At 55.4% G+C, this 1687-nt stretch carries 1 protein-coding gene and 1 pseudogene; both read left to right on the top strand.

Annotation, left to right across the window (positions count from 1 at the left end; all coding sequences use genetic code 11):
* Positions 1 to 925, top strand: a 925-nt coding sequence (locus H5P30_RS00070) for an IS3 family transposase (RefSeq protein ID WP_185690928.1), incomplete at its 5' end; no start/stop codon positions are given.
* Positions 926 to 959: 34 nt separating this feature from the next.
* Positions 960 to 1687 (top strand): annotated as a pseudogene (locus H5P30_RS00065) (IS256 family transposase); the annotation flags it as partial.

The following is a 1687-nucleotide window of genomic DNA, read 5'->3' as shown; positions in this document are numbered from 1 at the left end:
TAAAAAAAGCCGCGAGCATACTGGCAGAGGACCCGCATCTGGGTATGCGATGATCGAGGCAATGCGGAAAGACTACTCAGTATGCGAGCTTTGTGGGGCTCTGGGACTGTCCCGGAGCGGATTTTACGCCTGGGATACCCGGAAAGTTGCTCCTGGGCCTCGGGCTGTCGAGAACCAGCGCATAGTCGCCGAAATAAAAACGATTCATGCCGACCGTCACATGCGCTGCTACGGCAGTCCGAGAATCACCCCGGAACTTGCCGAGCGCGGCTTGCCCTGTGGCGAGAACCGGGTAGCGCGCCTGATGCGAAAAGAGGGCTTACGAGGGAAGCTCCGTAGGCCTTGGCGACCAAAGACAACGAAAACCGATTCGAAGGCTTCTCCTTCTCCTAACCTTTTGAAAAAGGAGCCTGCGCCCACCAAGCCCGGTGAGCAACTCGTTGCCGACATTACCTATATCCCCACCGAAGAGGGTTGGATGTATCTGTCGGTTGTCATGGACCTGTTCTCCCGTCTCATCCTTGGATGGAATCTCTCCTGCTCTCTCTCGGCCGAACAAACTGTCCGGGCAATCGACCAAGCCCGTCTGAGACTACCGATCCATCCCACTGCGATCTTCCACTCCGATAGAGGTTGCCAGTATACCAGCGGGCCCCTTCGAACCGCTCTGGGAAAATGGAAACAAAGCATGAGCGCCAAGGGATACTGCTACGACAACGCCTTCGCCGAGAGCTGTTTCGCCTCCTTTAAAACCGAGATGCTTCCCGACTCCGGTTGCTTCCATAACAAAAAACAAGCCCACTGCGCCATCTTCGACTACATCGAATGCTTCTACAATCGCCGGCGAAGACACAGCTCTTTAGGAATGATCTCGCCTCAACGATACCTTGAACAATATTACAATCTACAACCACAACTTAACTAGCCGAAAACTGTCCACTTTTTCGGGGGAAGACCAAAGCGTTCGCCGTGTGGAGGACATCACTGAAGCTCTCTGGGGCACACGGGTAAGTCCCTCGACGGTCAGTAACCTCAACCAGAAGATTTACGAGCGTATTGAGGAGTGGCGGCAGAGGCCGCTCAGGAATCGCTACGTGTATACCTACCTGGACGGCCTTTGGCTCAAGCGGGCTTGGGGAGGCGAGGTCGAGAACGTCAGTATCCTCGTGGCCATCGGAGTGAACGAGATGGGATTCCGCGAGGTGCTCGGAGTGAGCGAGGGCATGAGCGAAGACAAGGAGAGCTGGAGGAACCTGCTTCGCAACCTATACGGGCGGGGACTGCGCCGGATCGATCTGGCGATCTCCGATAAGGCAGCCGGGTTGATCGAGGCCTTACCGGAGTTTTATCCGCAAGCCAAATGGCAACGATGTGTCTTCCACTTCCATAAAAACATCCTACACAAAGTGCCCAAACAAAAGCGCGAGGAGGTGATCCCTATGCTCAAGGCAATCCATGCCCAGGAAGATGCCCAAAGTGCCCGCGAAAAAGCAATCTCCGTGGCCGCCAAGCTCGAAGACTTGAAGCTCGGTCCTGCAGCCAGCATCCTGCTTCAGGGAATCGACGAATCGCTCACCTACTACCGTTTCCCCAGAGAGCACCACCGCAGCATCCGCACCAACAATATGCTCGAAAGGATCATGAAGGAGATACGTCGCAGAACCCGAGTGGTCGGAAGCTTCCCGGA

The organism is Puniceicoccus vermicola, from assembly GCF_014230055.1.
Taxonomy (GTDB): Bacteria; Verrucomicrobiota; Verrucomicrobiia; order Opitutales; family Puniceicoccaceae; genus Puniceicoccus; species Puniceicoccus vermicola.
Note: the sequence above shows the minus strand (reverse complement) of the source record. Positions and strands in the feature narration are given on the sequence as shown.